Origin of the sequence: Lacrimispora amygdalina (assembly GCF_900205965.1) — a bacterium.
GTDB lineage: Bacteria > Bacillota > Clostridia > Lachnospirales > Lachnospiraceae > Lacrimispora > Lacrimispora amygdalina_A.
In genome coordinates this window covers 108,527-127,980 of record NZ_OAOF01000012.1, presented here as the reverse complement: position 1 = coordinate 127,980, position 19,454 = coordinate 108,527, and the positions used below count along the sequence as shown (strand labels likewise).

23 protein-coding genes and 12 tRNA genes are annotated in these 19,454 nt (G+C 32.7%); 33 read left to right on the top strand and 2 right to left on the bottom strand.

The genetic code is table 11. From position 1 onward, the window contains the following. Positions 1-304: 304 nt before the first annotated feature. Complete coding sequence (locus CRO04_RS26340; RefSeq protein WP_166432590.1) at positions 305-457, bottom strand: hypothetical protein; 153 nt, start codon at positions 455-457, stop codon at positions 305-307. A gap of 906 nt (positions 458-1,363) precedes the next feature. Between CRO04_RS26340 and CRO04_RS16400 the strand changes: the two genes are divergently transcribed. The 33 genes from CRO04_RS16400 to CRO04_RS16250 all read left to right on the top strand — a co-directional run bounded on the left by CRO04_RS16400 (position 1,364) and on the right by CRO04_RS16250 (position 18,689). After that, entirely contained in the window at positions 1,364-1,939 is a 576-nt protein-coding gene (locus CRO04_RS16400; RefSeq protein WP_097005326.1) for a hypothetical protein, read from the top strand. A 28-nt stretch (positions 1,940-1,967) separates the two neighbouring features. Then, complete coding sequence (locus tag CRO04_RS16395) at positions 1,968-2,300, top strand: hypothetical protein (protein ID WP_097005325.1); 333 nt, start codon at positions 1,968-1,970, stop codon at positions 2,298-2,300. Positions 2,301-2,403: 103 nt separating this feature from the next. After that, positions 2,404-2,886, top strand: a complete 483-nt coding sequence (locus CRO04_RS16390) for a zinc-ribbon domain-containing protein (RefSeq protein ID WP_097005324.1) — start codon at positions 2,404-2,406, stop codon at positions 2,884-2,886. A gap of 299 nt (positions 2,887-3,185) precedes the next feature. After that, positions 3,186-3,758 (top strand): CpXC domain-containing protein, encoded by a 573-nt coding sequence (locus tag CRO04_RS16385; RefSeq protein WP_097005323.1) that lies wholly within the window; start codon positions 3,186-3,188, stop codon positions 3,756-3,758. Positions 3,759-3,965: 207 nt separating this feature from the next. Further along, positions 3,966-4,292, top strand: coding sequence for a hypothetical protein (locus tag CRO04_RS16380; RefSeq protein WP_097005322.1), 327 nt, complete (start codon positions 3,966-3,968; stop codon positions 4,290-4,292). 45 nt (positions 4,293-4,337) lie between these two features. Beyond that, the gene (locus tag CRO04_RS16375) at positions 4,338-4,871 is read left to right on the top strand and encodes a nucleoside 2-deoxyribosyltransferase domain-containing protein (RefSeq protein WP_097005321.1); all 534 of its coding nucleotides are present in this window, start codon (positions 4,338-4,340) and stop codon (positions 4,869-4,871) included. 196 nt (positions 4,872-5,067) lie between these two features. After that, positions 5,068-5,649, top strand: coding sequence for a cysteine hydrolase family protein (locus CRO04_RS16370; RefSeq protein ID WP_097005320.1), 582 nt, complete (start codon positions 5,068-5,070; stop codon positions 5,647-5,649). Positions 5,650-5,692: 43 nt separating this feature from the next. Beyond that, positions 5,693-7,156 (top strand): nicotinate phosphoribosyltransferase, encoded by a 1,464-nt coding sequence (locus CRO04_RS16365; protein ID WP_097005319.1) that lies wholly within the window; start codon positions 5,693-5,695, stop codon positions 7,154-7,156. Positions 7,157-7,529: 373 nt separating this feature from the next. Beyond that, complete coding sequence (locus CRO04_RS16360) at positions 7,530-7,880, top strand: zinc ribbon domain-containing protein (protein ID WP_097005318.1); 351 nt, start codon at positions 7,530-7,532, stop codon at positions 7,878-7,880. Between the two features lie 4 nt (positions 7,881-7,884). Next, positions 7,885-8,046 (top strand): hypothetical protein, encoded by a 162-nt coding sequence (locus tag CRO04_RS26335; RefSeq protein ID WP_166432589.1) that lies wholly within the window; start codon positions 7,885-7,887, stop codon positions 8,044-8,046. Next, complete coding sequence (locus tag CRO04_RS16355) at positions 8,039-8,290, top strand: DUF551 domain-containing protein (RefSeq protein ID WP_097005317.1); 252 nt, start codon at positions 8,039-8,041, stop codon at positions 8,288-8,290. The genes CRO04_RS26335 and CRO04_RS16355 overlap by 8 nt, the downstream gene beginning before the upstream one ends. After that, entirely contained in the window at positions 8,287-8,487 is a 201-nt protein-coding gene (locus CRO04_RS16350; RefSeq protein WP_097005316.1) for a hypothetical protein, read from the top strand. The genes CRO04_RS16355 and CRO04_RS16350 overlap by 4 nt, the downstream gene beginning before the upstream one ends. A gap of 72 nt (positions 8,488-8,559) precedes the next feature. Then, positions 8,560-10,521 carry an NAD(+) synthase gene (locus CRO04_RS16345; RefSeq protein ID WP_242974521.1) on the top strand — a complete coding sequence of 654 codons (1,962 nt, stop codon included), beginning with the start codon at positions 8,560-8,562 and terminating at the stop codon, positions 10,519-10,521. Positions 10,522-10,691: 170 nt separating this feature from the next. After that, complete coding sequence (locus CRO04_RS16340) at positions 10,692-11,777, top strand: N-acetylmuramoyl-L-alanine amidase family protein (protein WP_097005315.1); 1,086 nt, start codon at positions 10,692-10,694, stop codon at positions 11,775-11,777. 269 nt (positions 11,778-12,046) lie between these two features. Then, on the top strand, positions 12,047-12,394 hold the full coding sequence (locus tag CRO04_RS16335) for a hypothetical protein (protein ID WP_097005314.1): 348 nt from the start codon (positions 12,047-12,049) through the stop codon (positions 12,392-12,394). A 46-nt stretch (positions 12,395-12,440) separates the two neighbouring features. After that, positions 12,441-12,884 (top strand): hypothetical protein, encoded by a 444-nt coding sequence (locus tag CRO04_RS16330; protein ID WP_097005313.1) that lies wholly within the window; start codon positions 12,441-12,443, stop codon positions 12,882-12,884. A 40-nt stretch (positions 12,885-12,924) separates the two neighbouring features. Then, positions 12,925-13,155: a hypothetical protein gene (locus CRO04_RS16325; RefSeq protein ID WP_097005312.1), complete on the top strand. Its 231-nt coding sequence runs from the start codon at positions 12,925-12,927 to the stop codon at positions 13,153-13,155. A 28-nt stretch (positions 13,156-13,183) separates the two neighbouring features. After that, positions 13,184-13,522, top strand: coding sequence for a hypothetical protein (locus CRO04_RS16320; RefSeq protein ID WP_097005311.1), 339 nt, complete (start codon positions 13,184-13,186; stop codon positions 13,520-13,522). Between the two features lie 516 nt (positions 13,523-14,038). After that, positions 14,039-14,111 (top strand) — tRNA-Asp (locus CRO04_RS16315). A 24-nt stretch (positions 14,112-14,135) separates the two neighbouring features. Beyond that, a tRNA-Asn gene (locus tag CRO04_RS16310) sits at positions 14,136-14,209 on the top strand. Positions 14,210-14,284: 75 nt separating this feature from the next. Next, positions 14,285-14,358 (top strand) — tRNA-Phe (locus CRO04_RS16305). A 5-nt stretch (positions 14,359-14,363) separates the two neighbouring features. Further along, a tRNA-Ile gene (locus tag CRO04_RS16300) sits at positions 14,364-14,435 on the top strand. A 4-nt stretch (positions 14,436-14,439) separates the two neighbouring features. Further along, a tRNA-Arg gene (locus tag CRO04_RS16295) sits at positions 14,440-14,511 on the top strand. A gap of 5 nt (positions 14,512-14,516) precedes the next feature. Next, positions 14,517-14,590 (top strand) — tRNA-Pro (locus CRO04_RS16290). Between the two features lie 42 nt (positions 14,591-14,632). After that, positions 14,633-14,747 (top strand) — tRNA-OTHER (locus CRO04_RS26330). Positions 14,748-14,751: 4 nt separating this feature from the next. Next, positions 14,752-14,823: transfer RNA gene (locus CRO04_RS16285), tRNA-Val, on the top strand. A gap of 137 nt (positions 14,824-14,960) precedes the next feature. Continuing rightward, positions 14,961-15,033, top strand: a tRNA-Ile gene (locus tag CRO04_RS16280). 83 nt (positions 15,034-15,116) lie between these two features. Continuing rightward, positions 15,117-15,190, top strand: a tRNA-Met gene (locus CRO04_RS16275). Between the two features lie 2 nt (positions 15,191-15,192). After that, positions 15,193-15,264: transfer RNA gene (locus tag CRO04_RS16270), tRNA-Arg, on the top strand. 2 nt (positions 15,265-15,266) lie between these two features. Beyond that, positions 15,267-15,339, top strand: a tRNA-His gene (locus CRO04_RS16265). Between the two features lie 124 nt (positions 15,340-15,463). Beyond that, positions 15,464-16,765: an LCP family protein gene (locus tag CRO04_RS16260; protein ID WP_097005310.1), complete on the top strand. Its 1,302-nt coding sequence runs from the start codon at positions 15,464-15,466 to the stop codon at positions 16,763-16,765. Continuing rightward, complete coding sequence (locus CRO04_RS16255; protein ID WP_097005309.1) at positions 16,758-17,405, top strand: EAL domain-containing protein; 648 nt, start codon at positions 16,758-16,760, stop codon at positions 17,403-17,405. Before CRO04_RS16260 ends, CRO04_RS16255 begins: the two co-directional genes overlap by 8 nt. 81 nt (positions 17,406-17,486) lie before the next feature. Continuing rightward, positions 17,487-18,689 (top strand): hypothetical protein, encoded by a 1,203-nt coding sequence (locus CRO04_RS16250; protein ID WP_097005308.1) that lies wholly within the window; start codon positions 17,487-17,489, stop codon positions 18,687-18,689. A gap of 38 nt (positions 18,690-18,727) precedes the next feature. Here the strand turns inward: CRO04_RS16250 and clpP are convergent, their stop codons facing one another. Next, on the bottom strand, positions 18,728-19,309 hold the full coding sequence (gene clpP, locus CRO04_RS16245) for an ATP-dependent Clp endopeptidase proteolytic subunit ClpP (RefSeq protein ID WP_097005358.1): 582 nt from the start codon (positions 19,307-19,309) through the stop codon (positions 18,728-18,730). Positions 19,310-19,454 lie beyond the last annotated feature (145 nt).

The window sequence follows — 19,454 nt, the reverse complement described above, 5'->3', positions numbered from 1 at the left end:
CAACTATAAAAAGTAGGCCGTTTCGTCATACTATATATAAGGAAATTGTAAAATGAAAAATAAGAAAACAATAATTACTTGTATAATAGTTATAATTGGATTTTTTACCTCAGGGATTTTCTTTTTGTCAAAAAAGAAAGAAAGAGATCATGAATTAAGAACACGTTATATTAGAATGAGATTATAAAAAGTAAATACTTCATTGATAACTAATTTGTTCATATAAATCTTTGTAGTTGCGATGTAGTACGGATTGAACGCAGCGTTCTCATATAATAAAAAAACCACCTGGAAAGTGGTTTTTTTATTGCCTTTTTTTTAAAATGCTCAACTCTGAATTAGGCTGTTTGTACTTAGAAGAATTATCTGGTTTGGATTTTTTCTGGCTAAGGTAGAAAACCTGAAGAAATGCCAATTCTAGTGCCATAATATTCTTCTTTTCATCTTTTAAATTCATAACTTACTCCTTTTTTGTCCTAACATTTTTAATATGTAAGAAAATAAATTATTTCTCTATTGTTTAGAAGAATATATTTTCTTTTTCTATTTTTAAAAGTTTCTTACATACTGTTTTCGAATAACTGGCCACTAGTTTAAGTGGAAGGATTTTAAGCAGCGAAGGTCATCTGCTTCTTATGATCTGTCTGGATGCCGTACCAGGATAAAACGTAAAAGGCCCACATGGCCGCTGCAAAAAATATGTCGGACAAAAAAGGCGGCTCACACCTTCCGCTGATTATTGCTCGTAAGTGGTTAAGAAGCGTTGAAAGACCATTGGCTAAATCTGGGAAACCGGATATTTGCTTAAAAGTATGGCGCGGAGGTCCAGCTGATATTGATATATCAGTTAGTCTAGCAGGGAGAGGGTGACTAAAACCTGCGGAAAGTGTTTGGAACTGGAAACGGTTCATGGTGAGGGAAGACGGAATCACTTATAAACACGCAAACCCGATAAAATCGAGTTTACAAAGCAGTCTGTAAGGTGTGCAAACGGATACCCAAAAGCGATTCGACGGAGTAATTATAGGGTTCAGGACAGGCTTTCCTATCATTTTTGATAGGGAAAGTCTGCCCTGGCGGCGCCGTTTCCCAAGCTCATCTCTGGAGTAATAGGGTGACAAAGAAGCAGCGATTATTTATAAATAAGATACATTAGCAGCTATTTAAGTAATTAGTTTGAGTAATTAATATAAAATATCGGCTGTTGTATAAGTAAGTTAGATAAATAAAGATCATATAAATCTGAGTTGTATTTAACTCTGTATTTAATAGAGTCAAAGTCAATATTAGAGTCAAGGTCAAAAAGGAATAAAATATCACATAATGTTTTTGAATAGTAAATTGTTATGGAAGGAAGCTGATTATGGGAAAAACAATTGCTATAGCTGGCTGTGTTGGTCATATTGGAACAACAACACAATCAATTCAAGCAGTAAGAGTACTTGAAAAAAATGGGAGCAGAGTATGCTACATTGAAATGAATCGAACAAATTATTTAAATAACCTTATAAATCTGTATGCTAATATAAAAGATCAAAAAGAAAAGGTTGTTTACTCAGGGATTTCTATGTATAAAAAAAACTATGCAAAAGTGGTTTCTAAATCAAATTATGAATACATAATAAAAGATTATGGTAATGCAGATGCAGATAATTTTGAAGAGATTTCATTTGCTGAACAGGACATTAAAATAGTTATATGCGGATCAAAACCAAATGAAATATTTAAAACTCAGGAGTTGCTGAAAAACCCTATTTATGATGATGCGTATTTCGTATTTTCTTTTGTCCCTGAAAATGAAAGGATATCAATAGTATCGCTTATGGCTGAACGTTCAGAACGTACATATTTTTCGGAAATAATCATGGATCCTTTTATCTGGAGTTCGGAATCTACAAAAATCTATCAAAGAATTATAAGCAACGATATTAACGGATAATTAAGAATCGAACTTTCAGGAGGTTATCATGGAAAATAATAAGTTTAAAAGCGTACTGCAGGAACGTGTTAATAAAGATAAGGAAGATGCAAAAAAAGATGCAGAATTGAGAAAGCAGTATGGAATTGAAAATGGTCGGACAGTTGGCATTAAAATTCAAAAACAAAGTATTGTAATGGCGATCTGGAAAATTTTATGTGATATTTTTAGACTTGTTCTAAAATTTTTATTAATTGGGCTAGTACTAATCGGATTCATGTCGGTGGTTCATCCAGATTTAAGAGAAATCTTAGTCATTATTTTAAAAAATTCACTAGAACAAATTAAAGCATTTGCTCCTTTTTTACCTATAAGGGTTTAAGAATACAGATCTCTTTTAATATTGTAGACAATAAAAACTAATTTATTGATTGTAAAAAACTACATAATATTAGAGTATAAAGAATAAAAAGGAGAATACTAATATGAAAATTATTTGTCCAGATTGTGAGAAAGAGTTACCAGAAGGGAAAAAGTTTTGCCCAACATGTGGGACTCCCGGATTAAATGAAGAAGAATACAAAAGATATAAACGTGCTTTAGATAATACAGATACTAATATGTTCGAACATGCCTTAGTTACTGAAGCTGATTTAGATGACACAATTCCGTCTCCTGAGCTAGTCGATAAAACCGTTTTTTCAAATGAGCGCGTGAGTACACAAATGGCAGAGAATACGATTGACGTAGAAAAAGAGGAGAGAAAATCATCTATATCAAAAGAAAATTGCAGTGAAAGTGATAGTCACTGTAATTGCAGTGATCATTGTGCGGATGACGATTTAGAAAATATTAGATTCTGGCCTATTGGAATCAGCAAAATAAATTTAATTAAGGCTGCTATCGGAATTACCTGTTTTGTTGGAATTATTACTTTTGGAATTAAATATCTTAAAAGAAAGAAATAAGAATATATAAGATCCAGGTCTTTCAACCTGGATTTTTTCTTTTAAAGACAATGGAGGTAGCTTTTAACATACTGAGGATAACAATGGGAGAACCAATATATGCTTATTAATAAACATCGTGTAAGCTCTGGGCAGTGATGCTTTATAAAATATTGAATTGTAATGTAGAAGATACTTTGCGGTTTATCAATATAAAGCAAGCAAGTGTATAATTTTACAGAACGTATGTTCTTGAATGGTATTGACATTTAAAATTCACTTGATATAATGATAAAAGAACAAATGTTTGGAGGATTAAAATGTCAAGATACCATAATGCTGAAATTATATGTCCGGTTTGTAAGAAAAAAAACATAGTGAGAGTATGGGATAGTGTCAATGTGGATATTAATCCGGAGATAAAAGAGGATATTTTATCGGGTAAGTTTAATCATTCTATTTGTCCATCTTGTAATGTAGAAATTAATTGTGTGTATGGATTTTTGTATCATGATATGAAACATAGGTATATGGTTGGTATTGAACATGACTATACAACGGCATTGTTAATGACAGATTGTCCAGACGGATATAGATTCAGGAGAGTGAAAGATATTAATGGACTCATTGAAAAAATTAATATATTTGAATTAGAATTAAATGATATTGTAATTGAAATGGTAAAGAAGATAGTCATGGAGACGTCCAATCGTTATAGCAAACTACTGTTTTGTACAATAGAAAATAATAATATGATTTTTATGTTTGCTGATCAGCCGGCTAAAGGTATATTTATACCTATTCGTATTTATGATTTTGCGTTAAAAAAATGTTCCAAAGCGGATTTAGATGAAAAACCAGAATTTATGATAGTTGATCAAGATACTAATTAATTTTTTATTCTCAATAATTTTGAATGTGAAGAAAGAATCCATAAATATTAAAGAACAGTCTTCTGACTGTTCTTCTTTTATATTAAAAATCTATTAGGAGTAAAACATAAATGCTGGACCTGAACTGTTTACGAGATATTTCTTTTTTTGTTCCATAATTTTTAACATACTATTTGTATATTAATGTGAGGCATAAGGAGAATAATAATGAAATACAGTACTTGGAATGAAATAAATAATATTGAAAAAAAGAACACGATTTGGGCATGCGCTTTTGATTACGATGTAGAAAAACAACGCTTTTCTTTAAGACAGGAGCCAGTAATTGGATTAATTGTTAAAAACAAGTTTCATCAATTAAAGAAAGATGGATACTCACTACGTGCTAATGGTGTAGATGTTTACAGCAGAGTTTATGCAGATACAAAAGCAGAGTGTGACGAGTTGTTTGTGGAATTAATGAATAAGAAAATAAGTTATCTTCAGGATTGCATCGAAATGATAAATAAGGAAAAGCGGGATTATAAAATATAAAAATGATACATATGAAATAGCAAATAAAAGAGGAGACTTAGCGTTATGATTATAAAATTTTCAGATCAGGAATTGTATTTTAATAAAAATTCAATTTTTTTAGCTGGACCAACACTGAGAGATAGTTCATTTTATTATTCTTGGAGAAAAAAAGCTTGTGAAATTCTTGAACAGTTAGGTTTTACAGGAACGGTATATGTACCTGAATTCTGTGAAGAGAGAAAATTTAGAGAGGATGATTATATCAAACAAACAAAATGGGAATGGGCTTGCTTAGACGTAGCCGGAGTGATAGCTTTTTGGGTACCAAGATGTATGGAAAACCTACCAGGATTAACAACAAATATTGAATTTGGAATATATATAGCGAAGAAGGCAGATCGGTTGGTTTTGGGACACCCGGAAGATGCTGAAAAGATGAAATACATGAACTTGCTATACAAAGAAAAGACTGGTCGAACTTCGGCTAATACAATAGAAGAAACTTTAAAAGAAGCAATGTATTATCTGAGTTCTTTAAATGCATCACACTATTATAATATAGTTCCTAAAACAGATGATACTTTTGGTGCTTTTTAGAAAGCAATAATTTTGTGTATATACAATAATTAGTTAAAAGAAGGTGAGCAGCCTTCTTTTCTTTGTTATAGTCAATAATAATATTAAAACGATAATCTATCAGATCCTATTATTATTAATCATAGCATAATAATATTATCAATAAGTATTTAAAGCCATATTAAGGCTGTATTAATATTATAAAAGGAGAAAAAATATGAGAAAAGTATTGATTGTAGTAGACATGCAGAATGACTTTATTGATGGTTCCTTAGGAACTAAGGAGGCTCAGGCAATTGTGCCTAAAGTTGTAAAGAAAATAGAAGAGTATAAAAATGATGATAACGCAGTTATTTTCGCAACCTATGACACACATGACAAGAACTACTTAGCAACCTGGGAAGGTATTAATCTGCCCATTGAACATTGTATTAAAGGTAAGCATGGTTGGTTATTGAATGAGCAAATTGAAGAGGCTTTATTAGAAGTAAAGAATAATATGGAAAAGTTTATGAGTATTGAGAAGCCTACATTTGGGAGAGGTGATTTCAGAGATGTTCTTTTAGATTTTACCAGAACTTTTTGGGCTTTTGATGCCGATGATTTAGGTAATGAACTTGAGATTGAGCTGGTAGGTCTCTGTACCAGTATCTGTGTTGTGTCTAATGCCATTATTTTAAAGTCAACATTTCCGGATGCTAAGATCAAGGTTGATTCCAGTTGCTGTGCATGTGTGACACCTGAGACCCATAAAGCAGCATTAAAAACAATGCAAATGTGCCAGATTGATGTGGTCTAAAGTATATAAGCAAAAATAAGATGAGTAAAAAGGAGAAAAAATAATGAAATTGCAGAGTGAAGAAAGAAATTTAAGTATGGTAATGGATTTTTATGAAATGACAATGTCGAATGGGTATTTTAAACATCAGGATAAAAATGTAAAGGTAGCATTTGATGTGTTTTACAGAAAGAATCCAGATGGAGCCGGCTTTGCTATTTTCTCAGGACTGCAGCAAATTGTAGATTACATTATAAATCTTCGTTTTAGTAAAGAAGATATATCGTATTTACGTAAGCAGAACTTATTCGATGAAGAGTTTTTAGAATATCTCAGTTTTTTTAAATTCACCGGTGATGTTTACTCTTTTTATGAGGGAGATATTATGTATCCGAATGAGCCGGTAATTACAGTGATTGCACCTTTGATTGAAGCACAGTTGGTAGAAACAGCCATCCTTTTGGAATTTAATCATCAATCTTTAATTGCTACGAAAACAAATAGGATAGTAAGAGCCGCTGATGGCCGAGCAGTTTCTGACTTTGGAGCTCGCCGTGCACATAATATAGACGCGGCTGTGTATGGAGCTAGAGCGGCTTATATTGGAGGAGCTGCCAGTACGGCAACTGTTTTAGCAGGTCAAATGTTTAATATTCCAATAAGCGGGACTATGGCTCATAGCTGGGTAATGTTTTATCCGGATGAATATACCGCATTTAAAGAATATGCTTTAACATATCCTAATGCAACGACATTATTAGTTGACACTTATGACGTTTTAAAGAGTGGAATACCAAATGCAATTCGAGTGGCCAACGAGGTTCTGGAGCCAATGGGACAACGATTAAAAGGCATTCGATTGGACAGTGGAGACTTAGCATACTTATCAAAAGAGGCTAGAAAAATGTTAGACGCAGCCGGCTTAGCAGATTGTAAGATTGTTGTTTCTAATAGTCTTGATGAATATACCATCCGTTCTCTTCTTAGCCAGGGAGCCTGCATTGACTTATTTGGTGTAGGAGAACGTTTAATCACAGCAAAATCAGATCCGGTCTTTGGTGGAGTCTATAAACTCTGTGCTGTAGAAAAAGATGGAGTATTTGAACCAAGAATCAAAATTTCTGAAAATATTGAAAAGGTAACAAATCCCGGACTCAAGAAAGTATGGCGAATTATCAATAAAGACGGAATTGGTGTAGGCGAATTGCTTACCTTATGGGATGAAGATCCGAATAAGATAAGTGGTTCATATGAAGTGATCGACACGAGGACACCATGGAAAAAAGTATCTTTGGATCACTGTACTTTTACTCCAATGCAACATTTGTTTATAAATAATGGAAAGAAGACTGAATTATGTGATCAAATACAAGATGTTCATCATTTGAGAAATATGGTTGACTATCGTTTGAAGAATGAAGTTTGGGAAGAAGAAAAACGATTTGAAAATCCTCATTTACATTACCTTGATATGTCTCCGGCCCTTTATAAACTGAAAGAAGATTTATTGAACACTCATAGTTTATAAGACATGAATGATTGAATCGGCTGATGGATTTAAGTAGCGGAGCTGCTCATGGGATATAGAAGAGTTGTAAATTTCTGGTGCGACGTGTGTGGCATTGGTGGAAAAATGGTAAATGCAAACTCACTTTAGTGAGGTTCGAATTCTGGCAAAGTCAGATCTGCAATAGCAGAAGATTCTTTTGAGAGTGTAAAAAAAACAGCATTAACGTATGGTTGGAAGGTAAGTGATAACAAACAAATGCTATGTGAAAAATGCCAATCAAAAGGTAAAACATTCGATGATTGTAAATCCAGTTTCACTGGAGTTTAATATTGTATAAAAACATTTGGCCGGAGCCTGGTGTTTCGGTCAGATGAATTAAGAAAGGTGATTTATGAATTTAGAGGAAATTAAAAAGCAAATTGATTTTATATATGAAAATACGCCAGACTATTCAAGAAAAGGAAAAGAGGTAGTTATTACTTTGAATGAATCTTCGATAGGTGCTAGGGCTTGTACAAGTGTAAAGCTCATTTATCCTGGGTTTGATTGGGAAGCCGGTCAGATAAGGATTGAGCCTGAAACGTTAATTGTAAGCCAGAAGAAAAATTACATAGATATTATGAATATCATACACAGAGATACATTTGATGGAAAATCAAGAGTATACGTATGCCCTAGATGCGATGGTAAGATTAATAAATCTGATAAATTCTGTAGATATTGTGGACAGAAGTTAGGATGAGTTGTTGAGGGTTGGAAACATAAGAATAATAAGAAGGAGGAATAGAGAAAATTATATGAATTTAAAAGAATATTTGAAAAGTAAAGGTGTAGTAATCACACACAACTTCACTTCAACTGCATATAACGAGCATGCAGGAGTTAGGAGGTTAAGTTTAGATGAGTAGCCAGAATAATTGGATTTTATGTAGCGATAGAATGCCAACTAAAGAAGAATATTTAAAAGATGACGGGAGATTTATTGTTAGTGATGGGCAGAGAGTGTATCAATCTTTATACGATATTTATGAATTTATGAATTTTTGTGAATTCTATCATGATAGAAATATGCATCATATGGAAGCTACAATAGATAAAAGAGTTGTCATGTGGCAACCAATGCCTAACCTTGACTTAAAGGAGAATCAATGAATAAAAGACCATTAATATATTTGAGAAAGATAAAGGATTATTATTTTATATGGATATGGAAAATTTGTTTTGTTTGGATTACAAATGCTGAACACACGAATCCAGATAAGTTTTTTGAACTATGGAACGGTAGGGCGAAAGCGATTATATTTGGAAAATACGGAATAGGTGTAGGAAATAGTTTTGGCATGGAATAAAGGATATTTGCAGAGATATATGAGACGTGCATTTATATATATCATCATTTAGTATAGTAGATAGGAGAAAAGATGGAGAACACTTACAAAAAAACAAAACAAGAAATGGAATACTTAAGAGTTGCTGTGGCTACTCCTAAAATTGAAGTGGCAAATACAGATATAAATACGGAGGAAGTAATTCGTCTTATAAAGGTAGCAAAAGAAAAACAGGTAAAAATTTTAGTTTTACCTGAATTATGCATTACTGGTTATACCTGTCAGGACTTATTTTTACATAGTGTGTTAATTGAACAAGCATACATTGCGGTAAATCGAGTAATAAAAGAATCAGTTGAAACAGATTGCTTGATAGCAATTGGTTTTCCATTTGAGCATAATGGAAAATTATATAATGTTGTTGGCCTTATCCAAAGTGGTTATATGAAAGCTATTATTCCCAAGATTCATTTACCAAACTACCAGGAATTTTATGAGGCAAGACATTTTACCAAAGGCAAAGAGGCTGTAGAAATGATTGAATGGAAAAATTCAGAAGATATTTCTGTTTCTTACAAAATTCCATTTGGAACAAAAGTCCTATTGAGAAATAAGGAAACAAAGGCCGTTATTGCTGCAGAAATATGTGAAGATTTATGGGTACCTATTCCGGAAAGTTCAAAACACGCAATGGCTGGAGCTAATATTATATTAAACAGTTCTGCTTCTAATGAAATTATTGGAAAAGGTGAATATAGAAAACATCTAGTCTCTGGACAATCAGCCAGATTAATTGCAGCTTATTTATATGCCAGTGCCGGAGAGGGTGAGTCAACACAAGATTTGGTTTTTAGCGGGCATAACTTAATTGCTGAAAATGGAAATATTCTTGCAGAGCAAAAATATGAGACTGGAAAATTATTAATTACTGACATTGATTTAGAAAGACTAAACTCTGAGAGGAGAAAAATGAACACTTATGAAGTCAATGATGGCGGTTATTATATTATTGATTATAGCTATAATCAGGAAAATTCAACTGATTTAATAAGACATGTAAATAAAAGTCCATTTGTTCCATCGGAGAATTCGGAGAGAAAAGATCGTTGTCAAGAAATATTAGTTCTTCAGGCAATTGGATTGAAGAAGCGAATGGAGCATATCCAGTGTAAGAAAGTAGTCATTGGTGTTTCCGGAGGCCTAGATTCAACTCTGGCTCTGCTTGTGATCAATAAAACTTTTGAAATGTTAAAACTTGATAAGAAAGGAATCTTAGCGGTCACAATGCCGTGTTTTGGTACAACGGACAGAACTTATTTAAACGCTTGTAAGTTAGCAAAAGAAATAGAGTGTACTTTGATGGAAATACCAATCAAAGATTCTGTATCACAGCATTTAAAAGACATTATGCATGATAGTGATGTTCATGACATAACTTATGAGAATGCGCAAGCGAGAGAGCGTACCCAGGTACTTATGGATCTGGCGAATAAGGAAAATGCGATTGTAATTGGAACTGGAGACCTATCAGAATTGGCATTAGGGTGGTGTACATACAATGGTGATCATATGTCAATGTATGCAGTAAATGTAGATATTCCCAAAACTCTGGTCAGGTATTTAGTAGATTATTACGCTCATTATGAAAGCCATAACGAATTAATGAATGTACTATGCGATATCTTGGATACACCTGTCTCTCCAGAATTGCTTCCGCCTGATGAAAACGGAAAAATAATTCAAAAGACTGAAGAGAAAGTCGGTCCATATGAGTTACATGATTTCTATCTATACTATACTTTACGGTTTGGATATGGGCCAAAGAAGATACTTTGCTTAGCTGAAAAAGCGTTTGAAGAAAAGTATTCGAGAGATGAAATATTAAAATGGTTGGACGTTTTCTTTAGAAGATTCTTTTCACAGCAATTTAAGAGAAGTTGTTTGCCGGATGGTCCTAAGATTGGTTCTGTTTCGGTATCACCAAGAGGAGATTTACGTATGCCCTCTGATGCGTCTGTGCATCTATGGAAAAAGGAAATAGATAATTTATTATAAGACTGCTTGATGCAGTCTTTTTTATAGATGAGATTCGATATTGGTTATTGTAGTAATTCATAAATTTATTGCATTGATAAATTAACAAGGGTAGGTATACGTGTTTAGCTATATTAAATGATAGCTAATAAATACATATTAATATAAATACTTCAAAAGGAGAGAAAAAAATGAAAAATATTAAGGTATTTATAATAACAATGTTAGTTGCTATGATGTTTTGCATTACATCATTTGCAGAAAGTAAAATCACCTCTGTTTCGGTATCGATGTATGAAACAAAAACAGAAGCGGGAACGATTTATGAAGTGGAGCCAAAAACTAATTCTAGTTCTTATGAAATAACAGATTCGACATTATCAAAAGACTATGGTGATTGGAAACCTGGAACTAAAATGACATACGATTTAACTATTGAGCCAAAAGATGGATATAAATTTGATACATCAAAAATAAAGAATATTAGTATATCAAATGGAGAAGTCGCAGATAAAACAATTAAAAGCAGCAAAATTACAGTTAAGGTTAATTATATTCCCAAAGTAACACTTGAAGATCCCACAAACATTTATTTTAAAGAAGAATATTTAGGCGTTTGGGATAAAGTGGACTACTGTAAAATGTATGAGATTCAAATTCTAAAAGAAGATGACAATGGTGATTATAAGAATTATAAAACAGTCAAAGTCACAAAGCCTGAAATTGATTTATCTTCATATGCTACAGATGGAAACAATGTTAGTTTTAAGGTTAGAGCAATTGCTAAAGATTCAGATCAATCGAATTATTTAAAATCCTCTAATTGGGTGAATGCAAACAATTCTGTGTCTTCTGAGGAGAACACTTCCTATGGCAATTTTTCGGGAAGTGGAGAAAACTTAACGTTTAAGGATTCAGAAGGAAAAGTATCAGGCTGGCAGCAGATTAATGGTAATTGGTACTACTTTGACCCTAATAATAGCAATAAAGCGGCTATAACCAAATGGATGCAGTCGGATAATCATTGGTTTTATTTTAATGATTATGGGATCATGCAAACTGGATGGGTACAGGTTAATGGATATTGGTATTATTTAAATCCTGTTTCTGATGGAACAAGAGGTGCCGTTTTAACTGGCTGGATATCAGTTGGTCCTAGTGGCCCGTGGTATTATTTACAGACCGGTATAGATGGTCCACTTCCAGAAGGAGCAATGTATACAGAAAGATCGACTCCAGATGGATATTATGTAGACGCTAACGGAGAGAGGAGATAAAACTTAGATTGGCTAAGCATTCTAAAAAGGGCGTAAGCCTTTTTTTTATTGTAAGATATTTTTTGTTTCACCTGGTATTAATACATATTAGTAACATTAAAGACAAAAGTGGAGTTGATGAAGAGATTATTTTTTTATTAACTGTATCCAATCACAAATAGTTAAGGAGAAAATATTATATGTCAGGCATATGGATATGCGGTTAAACTTAAGGGACAAGCGGCTTTAATACCAAAGAAAGAGATAATTTATAGGAGGAAAATCTAATAATGAAAAAATCAGATTTAGAACAGGGAATGTTAATCCAGACAACGCATAACCGTTATGGTTTTGTTGAATTGGATAGAAACCGTATTCATATTTGTTACGACCCAGATTGCATTAGAGACGAAGACCAACGTTTTGAAATGTTGCCATTAGATGATGTTTATGAGTATGGAGATGACCAAATTGGTGTTGGTTTTATCTTAGATAAAGAAACAAAAGAAAAGTATCCTGATGCGTGGGAAGATTATGAAATAGGAGATTTGGTAATAGGATATGAAATTGTTGCAGTGTATAAATTTGTTCAAGTTTACGATAATGGAGTGGGTGTTTATCCACCAATAATTTTATAATTAAATAACTAGATGAAAACAAGAATTCAAAAGGAGGAGTGTAGATTTGTATAAAAAATCTAAAGATGGCGAAATGATATTAATTGAACGATTGTCTGGATTTATTCCAGATAGAGGTTGGAACGAAGGTACAAGGATAACATTAGATGATGTAGCGGAAGGAATTTTAATAAGTTTACCAGAGCAAAAAGATGAGTTTGGAAATAATGCAGATAGAATGGCTTTTCCGAAAGATGACGATTGGCATATTGGTAGAGTGATATATTTTATAAATCACCCTGATGAGATTTATAATATTCAGATTGACAATATTTGTAATGGTATGACAATATGTCCAATCCCTTTCATTGAAGATGGTAATCACAGGTTTATGGCCGCTATGTGGTTAAATGATAAAGGAAAAATGGATAGAGTACATTGTGTGTACGGTGGAAGAATGGATTTGCTGGATTATCTGACTGGTAAAACAGATGAATTGCCATTAAAGTAGGTAGTTAAAACCACAATTTGATTGATTAAAAGGAGTTTATATGACTGCAAATGAAAGAAACGATTTTTTGTATGGATTAGTGCAAAATTATGTAATCGAAAAACAAAATAATGTTGTATATAATCGAGACAATGCAGAATCATATTCTTATACAAAAGGTCGGTTGAACGGTGCTTTGACTGCACTTGAGTTAGATATGGTGGAAACTCCTTTGTATGTGATTATCGAGACTCGTCAAAGAAAAGAATTGTTAAGATATCAAATTAGCTAAACTGAGATTTAGAAGGGTGAAATTTAAAATGAAAGATATTTTACTTTTAGCAATTTTGTTTATGACAGGAGTGGTTATTTTTGATGTCATTTCATTGATAAGAGATTTAATATTGAGAAATAAAATCATAAAAAATCCTCAACTAATGGCAAAAAGCAAAAAAGTATATACACGTATGTATTGTGCATTTATGGGTTATGAACTAGAAAAATTATTATATGATGATAATTGGAGGGTACGCAATGAGGTTGCTAAAAAGGGATATTGCTTAGATGTCTTAATAAATGATAAAAATAACACAGTTAAAAAAACAGCACAATTAAACTGGGTAGATGTTAAGGCAAAGGAAAAAGAAAGAAATATGTAATATAATATTAAAAGGTAGAGCATTTCTACCTTTTTTAAATATAATAAAAAAATTTTATAAAAAGTAGTTAACATTTTTAAAATTTCTATCATAATATATATGTAACATAAATTAAGTTATAAAAACAAAGCTGTCCATACATGTATTATCTTGCTATGTCATCTAATGTATTTGACTCGTGATTGTGCCTACAATCATTAAAGGCCGGGTAAAGCTTCCTTCCTAATACATTTTAATAAGTAAATACAATTATCTATAGGTGATTAGCTCATGTGCTTACAGCAAATTATATCAAATTAAAGAGAGGGTAAAGAATCATGTTAAAGAATATTACTGTTATGAATCATATTAATGTACCGGCAATTCCTGTGCATAACGATATTATGGATAGATTTTTTGACATGGGTATTTTTAAACCTTTTGATAAACGAAGCAAGATAAAAACATGTTATAATCAGGAATGATTATAGAACTGTACATATCTGAGTCGCTTCGGCGGCTCTATTTTTTGTATATGGCTCTGTAGGAGAAAGGTTAATCCGTCCGACTGTCTATCGGAAAATTGTGGGTTCGAGTCCCATCAGAGTCGTTTGATATTTTAAAATCATATTTTTGGATGGTAGCTCAGTTGGTTAGAGCGGTTGCCTGTTAAGCAGATGGTCGTGGGTTCAAGTCCCGCTCATCCAGTTATGCCGGAGATTTTGATTAGATATTGCATTAGTGTGAGTGGAATATTTAATCAAAGTCAAAGGCAGAAAATAAGGGACGATAGCTTAAACGGTCTGAGCGGTAGACTGAAAATCTACAGGATGAAGGTTCGACACCTTCTCGTCCCACTTATACTGGATTAATTCAGAGGTAGAAACCTTGTCTGATACGCAAGAAGTCGTTGGTTCAATTCCGACATCCAGTATTTTATCCTTATAGTTCAATGGAAAGAACATGGGTCTTCTAAACTCAGGATAAGAGTTCGATTCTCTTTAAGGATATTTAACGGAGTGTGTAGCTAATTGGCAGGCGCCTTCCCTTGGAAGGAAAAAAGTGTGGGTTCGAGTCCCACTGCTCCGATTTGACCTTATAGTGCCGGATCAATTCTGGCTAGGTTGCTATGGGATCATAACTCAGATGGGAGAGTATCTGTCTTGAAAACTTGATTTTATCAAGTTTCAATTCATAGAATGAATTTGCACGCAGAATGTCGAGAGTTCAAATCTCTCTGATTCCATTTTGCCCGATTAACTCAGCGGGAGAGTGCCGTTCCTACAAATCAGAAGTCGCTGGTTCAAATCCAGCATCGGGTATTAAGCTCCTGCCCTAAAACACAGTATAAAAACATAAGTCTGTAGAGCGTTTATTCTAACGAAGCAGCTGTGTGCACGTAGAGTGGATATAATGCAGCACAAAGCCAGTTCATGCAGGAGCTGCTGGTTACAAACAAAGTGGATTAGTTCAGTGGTTAGAGCGCCTCTCTGATAAGGAGGAAGTCGGTAGTTCGAATCTACCATCCACTATTCTGATTGTTGAAAAAATAATCATACAGATACTGTACAGAACACTAAAAATAAAAAAACAATTTCCTTAGCTACTTATTTTTATCAGTATAGCTCAGTAGGTCAGAGTATCAGATTCATACCCTGAAGGCCGCTGGTTCGATTCCAGTTACTGATATTTACGATTTAGTTCAATGGACAGAACAAGGATTTCCTAAATCTTAAATATGGGTTCGATTCCCATAGTCGTAACTGTGACCGTGGTTCAAATGGTACAACAGCGGATTGTGGTTCCGCTTTTTGCGGGTTCGACTCCCGTCGGTCACCTAGAATATGAATAGTAGAAAACAATTTCATAGGCCAAAAGGCCTTTTTTTATTACTAATTTTATTTTATTTATGGAATCTTATCATACTATAAATGACAAAAGTTTGAGAGATAAGGAGATAAAATGAAATCAAAGATAATAGAAATTGGCGCAGCCGTAATATTAGCTTTTTTAACTGTTATTGCAATATTTATATTTATTGGTTATAAGAAAGTGGACAATACGATTGATACAATACAGAAAATAGATAAGCAGGAAGTAAAGGAGATGACTAATCCAAATATATCAAACGAGGTTATTTCAACATTAAAAGAAAACTGGACCGTTGCTTTATTTGGCCTTGACTCTAGAAATATGGAAAACTTATCAGGAACAAATTCAGATGTGATCATTATAGCATCAATTAATAATAAGACTGGTGATATAGGATTAATGTCTGTTTATAGAGATACATGCTTGAAAACTGGAGATGATCGGTATAAAAAAGTGAATGAGGCTTATGCTATGGGAGGACCTAAAAAAGCAGTAGAAGTATTAAATGAGAATCTTGATCTGCAGCTGGATGATTATATAGCGGTAAATTGGAAGGCTGTGGCTACTGCAGTAAATCTTTTAGGTGGTGTTGATATCGAGTTAACAAAAGACGAATTAAAATATATTAATGGTTATATAACAGAAACTGTAAAAAATACAGGAATAGGTTCTGTGCAGATTCATGGCGAAGGAATGCATCATTTAGATGGTGTGCAAGCGGTTGCATATTCCAGAATAAGGTATACAGCAGGAAATGATTATAAGAGAACGGAACGTCAGAGGACTGTGTTGAATGCTGTCTTGGAAAAGGCTAAGAATTCGGACTGGGCGACATTAAGTAATATTATAACTACTGTATTTCCTATGACTTCATCTTCAATTAATACAAAGGATGTCATAGATGTAGCTATGAATGTCACAAAATATAAGCTTGTAAAGAATGGTGGATTTCCATTTGAGATAATAGAAAAGAACGTTGACCGACAAGATTTTGTTTTCCCGGATACTTTAGAGACAAATGTTGTGAAAGCCCATGAATTTTTATTTGGAACTCAATCGTATTTACCATCGGAAAAGGTTAAAGAAATTAGTAAAAAAATTGACAATAAACGCTCTGGTGGGATAAATAACAAAGTAAAACCACCCACGACACAAGAGACATTACCTACTGAACCGACTAAAGAATCAGTCGTGCAAGAGGAGGCTATAACTCAAGCAGAAACCATCTCTGAATCAGAAAATTATATCGAGACAGTACCAGAGACCAAAATGGATGAAATAATACCAGAAGATAAAAAAGATGATAATTATGGCCCTGGATTTGTAAATTCAGAACAAGAGGAAACGAAAACAGAAAATAAGCCAGTGGTTAGGAGATCTGCGAATGAATAGTCGAGTACATATTATTTTTCAACCAATATTTGATGCGAAAACAATGCAGATTTTTGCTTATGAGGGATTGATGAGATTTTCAGATACAAGCATTATCGAAGTAATTAAAAGATGTAATACATATTTTGATTTCTATGAAATAGAAAAGCTAACTTTCTTTGAAACTTTTAAAGAATATCAAAAAAGAAACCTTCAAGAAAAGTTATTCATTAATTCCTTCCCAAATATTTTTCTTAATCAAACTGATTTATTAAGTTTAATGAATCAATATAGTGAGCTATTAAGGAAAACAGTAATTGAGATACTTGAATATCCAAAGTTAGACTCAGAGGTAATTAATAAGAAAAAAGCAGGATTAAAAAATTATAGTATTGATTTTGCAATTGATGATTATGGCATAAATACGTTTGAAAACTTACAAATCATAGCGCCAAAGTATCTTAAAATAGACAGAAGTATTATTTCTGGAATTAATCAAGATTTAAAAAAGCAAGAACAATTACAGGAAATTATTAAGATTGCAAAAAAATATGCATGCCTAACAATAGCTGAAGGTATTGAAACGGTTGCTGATTTGGATTATTTGAGAAAACAGAGAATCGATTATTTCCAGGGATTTTTATTAGGGAAACCAGATTAGAAATGATTTCTATATATTAATGAATAATGTATGCTATAATAAAAATATATAATTAATTTATTGTAACTGGAGGAATAACTTATGGAGTTGAAAAAAAGTATAGAAGATTTTCTGAACGAATACAACTGTATAATAGAAAAAAAGTGGCTTTTTCAAGGAGCGGAGGTATCTATCAGAGACTTTTGCGAAGAAGGTTATTTGTCTATTTTGAAATCGGTTCATGGTTTAGATGTAGATAAAAATTCAGAAACATTTTGTTTCCGAGCGGAAAGAGATGATAGAAATGATTCATACAATAAGTTAAGAAAAGCAAACAATTTGAAAATGTGTATGGATGAAATGATGTTTGGGACAAGAGATGCTATTAATAATAAAAAAGATTCGGAATACTTTAAAAGTTTCAGTAAAATGTTAGCTGCTCCATTATTTAAGTATTATAATAGTAATCGATTAGTGATTTCGGAACTTAAAATAAATACAATAGAATTTCAAATGATGGTTAATTGTTTCGATTGGAATGGAGAAGGAGATACAAGTTGGGACAATAATGGAAACGAACATGACAGATATCATGCAGAAATTTTTGAGGTATGCGTTCCTATAAAGGAAATTACTTCAGCTAAACGTATGCACTCTTATATGTGGGACTTTCTAGATGGGAATTTAGAAGTTTCTTATGTTAAAGACACACTTGAAGATGGAAGTGTTTGTAGAGACTATTTAATGAGCATTTATAGCGTAGATATAGAGATGATTGGGTTTACAATAGATACTTCTTGTTTGTATAGAGAAAAATTTGACAATTATCTTAATAGCGCTGATCCTAATGGTAGTAAATTAAAGAGATTTGCTTCTTATAAAAAAGATTTAGAAGTCATTTCAACAGATTCTGGTTACATAAAATGGGATATCAACAATCCTGATTTAATTCAATTGATAAGATTTTTATATCTTTTAAGAATTAGTAATTATCCAGGTGATTTTAAATTCATGATTGAAAAAATCATCACAGAAGAAGATAATAAATTTATTGTGATGAATGATCTTGAGAAAAAAGCATTTAATTGGATTTCAGAATATTTAAGTGGAGATATATTGCAATACGAAAAAGAAAAATATGATAAACTTTTTGAATATTCAAATGAAAAGTTTCCAATTCAGCATTTGAGACTTTGGGCAGGAATAGACGGGTTGAAAGATTTACTGAATAATGAAGCTTTTCAAAAGATTTGCTTTAAAAATCAAGATTTGTTTTTTAGGATGAGGAAGTTGGCAAATATATAAATATCTTGAACATAAAAAAAGAAGGCTTGTGCCTTCTTTTATTTTGTGGATACAATGCTATCTACAAGCCCATATGAAAGAGCTTCTTTTGCAGACATGTAATTATCCCGTTCAGTATCACGCTCAATGACATCTAATGGCTTTCCGGTACTCGCTGATAAAATTTCATTCAGTTTGTTCCTTGTTTTTAAAATATTCTCTGCCACAATTTTAATCTCTGTAGCCTGTCCCTTTGCGCCACCGGATGGCTGATGAATCATAACTTCGGCATTTGGCATAATGAGACGCTTACCCTTAGTTCCTCCAGAAAGAAGAAAAGCTCCCATACTTGCAGCCATTCCCATGCAAATTGTTGATACATCACATTTAATGTAGTTCATTGTATCGTAGATTGCCATACCAGCTGTAACAGAGCCTCCTGGGCTATTGATATATAAGTAAATATCTTTTTCAGGATCAACAGACTCAAGGAATAGGAGCTGAGCGGTGATAGAAGCCGCCATCTCATCACAAACTTCTCCGGTAAGCATAATGATTCGATCATTTAATAATCTTGAAAAAATGTCATAAAATCTTTCTCCTGCAATAGTTTTTTCAATGACGTGTGGCATTGTCACCATGTTTGTAAAATGGTCCATACTATATTCTCCTTTTATTCAATAAAATGTTCATTCTTATAATGTGTAAAAAAGAATCTAAATAATATCAATATAAATTATTTAGCGCTTATAAAATGATATTCTAATAAAGCATATTGTTTATAAA